Here is an 8,536-nt window from a genome sequence, read left to right as displayed (position 1 = left end):
CACCAGACATCCATCTCATAGAAAATATAGAAATAAACAATAGATATATTGATTTATCTAATATATATGCTAAGGATTTGCGAATAGCAGTAATATTAGATGAGTTTAGCTATAATTCTTTCAGGTTCGAATTTAAGCCTATCGTTATAGAGCCAATTAACTGGAAAGACCGATTTGAGAAATTTAAGCCTCACATGTTTTTCTGCGAATCAGCATGGTCAGGGACGGATAGTGTTATCAGACCTTGGAAAGGCAAGGTATACGCTAGCGAAAATTTTGAGTTAGAAAATAGAACTGAGTTATTAGACATAATTAATTACTGTAATGAAAACAGCATACCAACAGTCTTTTGGAACAAAGAAGATCCTACTCATTACGATGACAGCATACATGATTTTGTAAAAACGGCACAGGCCTTTGATTTCGTATTTACGACAGCTGTAGAATGTATCGAAAGCTATAAATTAAATCATGGATTAAAAAACGTATTTCCTTTGCCATTTGCAACTCAACCAAGACTATTTAATCCCATAACGAGTAATAATTTTGTAAGAAACAAGAACATTGTATTTGCTGGTAGTTGGTACGCTAATCATATTCAAAGGTCTAAATTAATGAGTAAGTTTTTTGATTTGATTATTGAACAAGATTATAGCTTAGATTTTTATAACAGATATTATGATATAGAAGATGTAAATCATAAAATTCCAAAAGAATATAAGGCTTACGAAAAACCTAGCATAGCTAATGAAGAGATAGCTTCAGTATATAAATCAAGTATATTTGGATTAAATATAAACACAGTAACTCAGTCGCAGACAATGTTTGCTAGAAGAGTTTTTGAACTTATGTCTAGCAATACTTTTGTAATATCAAATTATTCTGTAGGTATAGAGAAAATATTTGGAGATTCGGTTTTATATTTAGATAAAAACCCTAATGGGATTAGTAGTCTCTCTGATGAACAGATAAATACGTTCAGAGAGAAGAATCTAACTGAGGTATTAAAAAATCACACTTATAAGAATAGATTTGAAGAGATTCTAGATAGAGTAGGTGTGATATACAAAAAAAATAATTATGAAATAACATTGGTTTTATTAGTTGATGACTTAAACCTCATAGAGGAAGAAGTTAAAAACTTTATTACATTGAACGAAAAACTTAAATATAAACTTCTAATTGTAGTTAGTGATAATATTGAGGATATAGATATTAGTAATGTCTATATATCATATAACAATGAGGACGTAAATGTTTTAGCTGAGTCATATCTAAAAAAGTATATTAAAGATAATGAAGATATAATAGAAACCGATTTCTTTATAATAACAGATTCAATTTCTTTAATTGATGCAGATATTATCAGTAAGGCTATGCTACATAGTTGCTATACTAAAGAACTATATGTTGGTTTTGAAGAAAATTACTCAAGAAAATATATTTTAGAAGAATCATTTTTAATGAAGAATGTATTTAGCTATAAAGATAAATTTAAAAAATCAGTGTTAAACTTCAATAGAATTCAAAACTCTTCTATTTATTATATATAAAATTGGTGTGCGATATGAAGATTAGTGTTATTGTTCCTTGCTACAATGCGTTAAGTAAAATAGAAAAATGTATAAAATCTTTAGAATCTATTAATTTCCCACAAAATGATTTTGAGGTGATTTTTGTTGATGATTTTTCTAGTGACAATACTGTAAAATATATAAAAGATAACTTAAAAAACAAAAATAATTGGAGGTTGGTTGAGCTAAGCAAGAATAGTGGTTCACCATCCAGACCTAGGAATGAGGGTATAAATATTGCGAAAGGCGATTACTTATTCTTTATAGATTGTGATGACGAGATTTTATATGATACTTTAAAATCTTATTATGATTTTGCTATTAAAAAAGACGCCGATATATTGCGTGGTTACTTATTAGTTGATAATGGAGAGAAAAGATTATCAATGAATAGGATTGATACTGAATTTAATAGTATTACCAAAAAAGAAAAAATCGAAAATATAATTAGTAAGCAAAGCACTACTGTATGTAGTCTAATAAAAAAAGAGATAGTTTTAAAAAATAAAATTTTTTGGAAAGAAAACCTTAGAATGGGTGAGGATACTGTATTTCTGATCGAATGTTTATTAGCTTCAGAGAAAATATACTATATAGACCATCCTACCTTTATATATCATAAGAAGCAAAGCCAAGTAGCATCGTCTACTCAACAATATGGCTCTAAAGAACTAAGAAATCATTTAGAGGTTTGGGAGTATGCTCGGAAAAGGTTGCTAGAAGTTAATATTGATTACTATAAAATAAGACTTCAAGTTGGGTTGCAAACGGCTATCCAAGGTATGATTAAATTTGACAGTAGCAATATAGGCAAAGAGGATTTTGAAAGGTTATCTTTGTTTGTTAGAAATAATGAAGATATAATACTAAACTTTAATTACAATAAAAGAATTAAAGAAATAATATCTATTTTAATAAATGAAAAATATGAGGATTTCTTATTAGCAATCAAACAAAGATTAGTTATAAGTGGTTATGATCTAAAGTTTATTAAACCAATAATTAGCTATTTGGAAGTATTCTATGAAGTAAGAGTTGATGAATGGGCCGGTCATAATATAAACAATGAGACGCATAGTCTAGAGTGTTTAAATTGGGGCGAAATCATATTATGCGAATGGATGCTAGGCAATGCTGTATGGTATAGTAATCGAGTTACAAATGAACAGAAACTTTTTATACGCATGCATAGATTTGAACTTACAACAAAATGGTACAAAGAAATAGATTTCAGGAGAGTTAACAGAGTTTTTGCTGTATCAGTTTACTTTTTTGAAAAGTTAGTTGAAATAACTGGTATATCTAGATCTTTAGCTAGTCTACTCCCAAACTATCTAGATATTGATAATTATCAAAAATCTGATGAGCAAAGTAAATTATATCATCTTGGTATGATTGGTATTTTACCATCACGTAAAGGATACATGGAATCATTAAAGATATTAAAGAAATTAGTAGCTAAAGACCTTAGATATAAATTATTTATTTTTGGAAAGGCTGCAGAAGATCTAGATTGGATAAAAAACAACCATAATGAAATGAATTACTATATTAGTTGTGATAAATTTATTAAAGATAATAACTTGCAAAACCATATAGTATTTGAAGGTTGGGTTGATGTTAAGAAGGGAATTAAGGATATAGGATTTATTATCTCTAGTAGTAATAATGAAGAATTTCCTGAAAGTTTTCATCTTGCTCCTGCTGATGCTTTTTGTGCAGGAAACCAAGGTTTGCTATTAAATTGGAACGGTGTAGAGTATATATATCCAAAAAAATATATATTTAATTCTATTGAACATATAGCGCATCATATATATTCACAGAGAAACATGAAGGATTTTGATGCTTATAGAAGTATAGGCGAAAATATAATTAATCGTAAATATTCAATTGAAAGATTTGTATTAAAATTTAACGACGTAGTAGCTTTATCAAATAGGAGAATTAATAATTCGCCTTATCCCACATTAGTAAAAGAAAGGTTCTTAAAGTCAGTCTTAAGTTTTGAAGATTACAATATTTCGAAAAATAAAAACGAGATATTAATCCCAAAAGAATTTAGTGGCTCTGGAAATTTCTTTCTAGAATACGAGCCTAATATTTCTGCTAATACGAAAATAAATGCTGCGCTCATTTCTTTGAAAGTTGAAGGAAGTAATCAGGATATAGAAAATTTTCAATTATCAGAATTTGATGATATTGGAATTTATAAATATCTTGACACTTCACAAAGTAATATACTGAGAAGTATCAATTTTTCAATTCCTGAGGGCAGTGAGTTAATTTCTATATCATTTATTCTATGGCATGAAGATGCTAACATTAATTTGAAAGAACTAAAATTGTTGAGATATTGACTATTCTCTTATAGATAAAAATCTTATTTTTACGAAATTTATTTAAAAAAATTCTATATATTTATATTGACTCTCAATATATCCTTAGGTATTAGACATGTATAACAGTACATTACTTGTAGATTCTGAAGGCTTTATAGTTGCAAAGACTGAATACAATGGCTTAATTGCTTGTTATTTAATGAGCAATGACCAAATTATCGAGAAAGAATTTTATAAGAAAAGGAAGCAGCATAAATTCGCAAAGAAACCTAAATATGGAACTTTATCTGTAGTATTCTTTTTTAAAGATAAAAACAACGATATTATTAAATATCAAACAAAAAGTTTTATTTACGATGATATTCAATATGAAATATTAGATATAAACCCTAAAATAGTAATTGAAGAGCCAGAATTTAAGATAGAGTATTACAATCAAGGTTCAAATATAACTTTTATAACTTTCAATGGCTCAGGTACTACAAAGGACAGCATTCCTTTTGGACGTTCTTATGTATTGAAAAATAAGTGGAATCTAATTGCTGTTTATCAAGACATTGGTAGTCAATACCAAGGTATAGATATTGAAGAGTTCTATAATTACGTAAGTCCATTGATAGTAAATAAGGAAACTTTTGTTTATGGGTCGTCATTAGGAGGATACTGTGCTTTATATTTCGGAGGATGTATTAATGCTACAATAATCGCAGCATCTCCTAGAAATTCTGCTCACCCTTCAATTAACGACCCTCAGTTTTCTAATTTATCTTTTGTGCATAAATGTTTTAGTGAGTTACCTTTAACTAAGAAACCAGTTTATATAGTTTTTGATTCAAATATTCCTGTTGATCAAAAATTCATATATGAACAGGTCATGAAACTATACTCTCAACCTAATTTATTAGCTTTACCAGATGCCTCCCACGCCGTATTAACTACGATGTTATCTTCTGGAGTTTTACAGCTATACATGAGCAGTATCATTTGTGAATCTTACAATAATGAAATTGAATCCTACATAAAGTATAAATGTAATAAAGAGTAGTTCATTTATTACCTAATTATTTTTATTAATCTTTGCCTAAATTGATATTTATCAAAAAATAGAACCAAATTTATAGTGATATTATGTAAATAGCCCTATAAATGAATGTAAGCATGTTGTATAGTTAGATTTAATACTATCTATGATTGAATAGTTTAATATTCTCGTTAATATGTATTCTACAATTAATACAGATTAAAATAAAAATATACTAAATTTAGGATTGAATATGTTTAATGTAAATATATCTATTAATAACGATAAAGTTATAGGTCAGTTTTTAGTTGACAGCTATTTTTTTGAGCCATCTAAGTATGAATATGCATATTATCTATATAAGGATGGTGAGAGAGTAGATACGGTTTGGTATACAAAAAATATGACCGTTACCTTTAACAGGAAAGGGCAAACTGGTGTTTTCTTTATTAAAGCTTTTATTAAAGATATAGAGAGTCAGGGTACAAGAAATTATAATTCGGAAAGGATATCTATCTAATAGAAGTCAGGTATAAATTAGTTGTAACTTGCACAATGAATTTTAGTTCTATTTTAACATTAGCCAGTCTTAAATTTAAAGATTGGCTATTTTCTTTATTTATTTTAAATGAAACTATACTTAATATATCCTTTTTAATACAATTACATAGAAAACAGAGTGCTATATTAATAATTACACTTCGTTATTCATCGATTAGTTACTATGATAAAAAACTTAATGACGGTTCAAGCTAGCACTAAAATCGCTTTGGTCAGTGATGAGCTTACCGCCATATCTTTAGATAGAGACAATGGCATTAAAGTAAAGAAGCTAACTAATCGTCATTGGACTTGGCTATTTAAGGCATTTAGGCCTAATTTTATATTAGTCGAATCAGTATGGCGAGGTTATAAAGAGTCATGGCGTTATAAAGTTGCCAATTACCCTGACTATCCTGAACGCCACAATGATGATTTACAGCGCCTATTAGAGATGGCTGATAAGTATAACGTGCCCGCTGTATTTTGGAATAAAGAAGACGGTGCGCATTTTAATCGCTTCATTAATGCTGCCAGTTTATTTAAGTATATTCTAACTGTTGATTCAAATTGTGTAGCTAGATACCAAGCGATATTGGGTAATAAGGTAAAAGTAGGGGTGCTACCATTTGCGGTACAGCCTAAGTTTCATTATCCCGCCACATCACCGCCGCGCTATCTTAAGAGTTTATTCATTGGTAGTTATAGTAAGCATATTCACAGTGCTCGGCAACAGTGGCAAGATATGGCATTCAGTTCAGCATCTCCCTATGGCTTGGATATCATAGATCGCAACTCAGATCGTAACCCTGATGTATATCGTTACCCTGATTTACCTAACATGACGGTATTCCCTAATGTCCCTTACAATAAGACGGGTAATGTATACCGTCAGTATTCACACTGTCTAAACGTAAATACCGTGACTGATTCACCGAGTATGTTTTCTCGTCGATTAATTGAGATTATGGCATGTGGTAGATTGGCGATTACTAATCCCAGTTTGGCAGTCAGTACGCGCTTTGAGGGTATGTGTGAAGTTGTCGACAGTAAAGAGCAAGCTGATGAACTATTCGCGCAGTTATCTAAAGGCTATACTAAGCATCAGGAAGAAATGATGCGTTATGCGAGTGCTCATGTGTTAGAAAACTATAACTACGATCAATGGCTCCAGCATATTATAGACTTTCTTGAATTATAGTGTAATACTCACAATGAAACTCTACTTAAGTTTTTAGGTAGCGTTAATACAGTAAGCCTGTTAGCAATGACTAACAGGCTTTTTTGTACTTATTAGAAAACTTATCCTAACCAATCACTAACTGCTCCAAACCATCATCAGCCGTTGCTAAGTTGGCTACCATAGATAACGCATGGGCCTGCTGGCTAGTATGGTCAGTTTTTGGTGTAGCCGCTGTGCCACCACGTAGCCAGTTACTAGCTGTAGTGTCACTATTGTTGTTTTTCTGCTGATTTTGCAAATTATACCAAGCCAAATCATGATGGAGTGCGACCACGTCTCCCATAATGAGCAAGGCTGGTGTGGGCAGCTGGTTTTTTTCTTGCAACTCAACGATGTCAGCAAGCGTTCCCGTTAATACTTGCTGATTGGGCATGCTAGCATTAGATACAATGGCAATCGGGGTATCGCTACTGCGTCCTGCGTCAATCAAGCCTTCAGTCAAACGCGCCAGCGAATGCAGTCCCATATAAAACACTACGGTTTCATCAGTATTCAAAAAGCTCTTAAAGTTGCTATTGGGCGCACCCGCTTTTAAAAATCCAGTGACAAAACGCACTGACTGCGAATGGTCGCGATGGGTTAGCGGAATGCCAGCATAGCTTGCGGCGGCATTGGCAGCGGTAATACCAGGCACCACTTGATACGGAACGCCATGCGCACGTAAGCTCTCAATTTCTTCTCCACCCCGACCAAAGATAAAAGGGTCGCCGCCTTTTAAACGCACCACACGGCGACCTTCTTTAGCGCTATTGACCAACAATTCATTAATGCCTAATTGCGCCACAGCATGATTGCTACGTTTTTTGCCAACAAACACTTTATCGGCATCACGGCGGCATAAATCCAATACTTGCGGTGATACTAGCGCATCATAATAGACAATATCAGCCTGCTGCATGAGACGCAGCGCTTTAAAGGTGAGCAACTCTGGGTCACCTGGGCCTGCACCAACGATATAGACTTCGCCTACATTATTTTGTAGGGTTTGAGGTTCTGTGGATATATCATTCTCTGTATGTTTTTCAGTGATAATTGATGCTGTTTTATCTAAATCGGCTTGTAATTGTGCCGCCGCTTCATCTTCATTACCAGCAAACATCAGCTGACTGACTGGACCTTCAAATGCTTTTTCCCAAAACTGTCGACGACCCGTCAATGTTGGAATTTTAGTTTTCACTTCGCTACGAAAATCCCCAGCAAGCTTTGCCAATTTACCATAGCCTTGTGGAATCAAGGTTTCGAGGCGAGCGCGTAATAGACGTGCCAACACTGGCGCTTTGCCGTTTGACGATATGCCAATCACGATTGGATTGCGATCAACAATCGCAGGGAAGATAAAATCGCATAAATGCGGCGTATCGACGACGTTTACAGGGATATTTAATGCCGTCGCATCAGCATGTATTTGATGGTTAAGTGTCTCATCGTCAGTGGCAGCAATGATAACGCGTGCGCCTGTCATATAAGTTTTATTATAATTCTCATAAATCAGCTCATGCTTACTGTCACTGAGCAAGGCTTGTAGTTCAACACAGATATTTGGCGCAAGAACAGTGATGCACGCGCCAGCACGGCTGAGCAAATCTGCTTTACGTAGCGCCACATCACCGCCGCCAACAATGAGTACTTTACGGTCTTCTAATTTAAAAAATAATGGAAAGGTGTTCATAGGATTACCTGTAATTCATTCAATGTAAGGTATGTCGCTATTATGAGGTATCACAGGCATACGCTCACGTAGCGAATTGGCATTAGCATATTCGTTTTTGTCATGTTGGTGAGGGTTTTTGGTATAAAAGGGAATAGGTAAGGCGTG

The 8,536-nt window shown here is 32.9% G+C and carries 6 protein-coding genes; 5 read left to right on the top strand and 1 reads right to left on the bottom strand.

Annotation, left to right across the window (positions count from 1 at the left end; translation table 11 throughout):
* The 5 genes from ACT3S4_RS10990 to ACT3S4_RS10970 form a co-directional block, all read left to right on the top strand.
* Nucleotides 1–1,553 (top strand): CgeB family protein (locus tag ACT3S4_RS10990; protein WP_444761054.1); only part of this gene is annotated, 1,553 nt, incomplete at its 5' end.
* A 14-nt stretch (nucleotides 1,554–1,567) separates the two neighbouring features.
* Nucleotides 1,568–3,934 carry a glycosyltransferase gene (locus ACT3S4_RS10985; RefSeq protein WP_444761053.1) on the top strand — a complete coding sequence of 789 codons (2,367 nt, stop codon included), beginning with the start codon at nucleotides 1,568–1,570 and terminating at the stop codon, nucleotides 3,932–3,934.
* Nucleotides 3,935–4,031: 97 nt separating this feature from the next.
* Nucleotides 4,032–4,961 (top strand): hypothetical protein, encoded by a 930-nt coding sequence (locus ACT3S4_RS10980; protein ID WP_444761052.1) that lies wholly within the window; start codon nucleotides 4,032–4,034, stop codon nucleotides 4,959–4,961.
* A gap of 229 nt (nucleotides 4,962–5,190) precedes the next feature.
* Complete coding sequence (locus ACT3S4_RS10975) at nucleotides 5,191–5,457, top strand: hypothetical protein (protein ID WP_444761051.1); 267 nt, start codon at nucleotides 5,191–5,193, stop codon at nucleotides 5,455–5,457.
* Between the two features lie 204 nt (nucleotides 5,458–5,661).
* On the top strand, nucleotides 5,662–6,678 hold the full coding sequence (locus ACT3S4_RS10970; protein ID WP_444761050.1) for a CgeB family protein: 1,017 nt from the start codon (nucleotides 5,662–5,664) through the stop codon (nucleotides 6,676–6,678).
* A gap of 106 nt (nucleotides 6,679–6,784) precedes the next feature.
* Here ACT3S4_RS10970 and cysG read toward each other — a convergent pair whose 3' ends face one another.
* A complete protein-coding gene (gene cysG / locus ACT3S4_RS10965) occupies nucleotides 6,785–8,389 on the bottom strand; it encodes a siroheme synthase CysG (protein WP_444761049.1) in 1,605 nt (534 codons plus the stop codon).
* Nucleotides 8,390–8,536: the final 147 nt, after the last annotated feature.

The organism is Psychrobacter sp. AOP30-A2-5, from assembly GCF_052378115.1.
In the GTDB taxonomy this organism is placed as follows: Bacteria; Pseudomonadota; Gammaproteobacteria; order Pseudomonadales; family Moraxellaceae; genus Psychrobacter.
The sequence above is the reverse complement of the archived record's forward strand: the minus strand, read 5'-3'. Positions and strand labels throughout refer to the sequence as shown.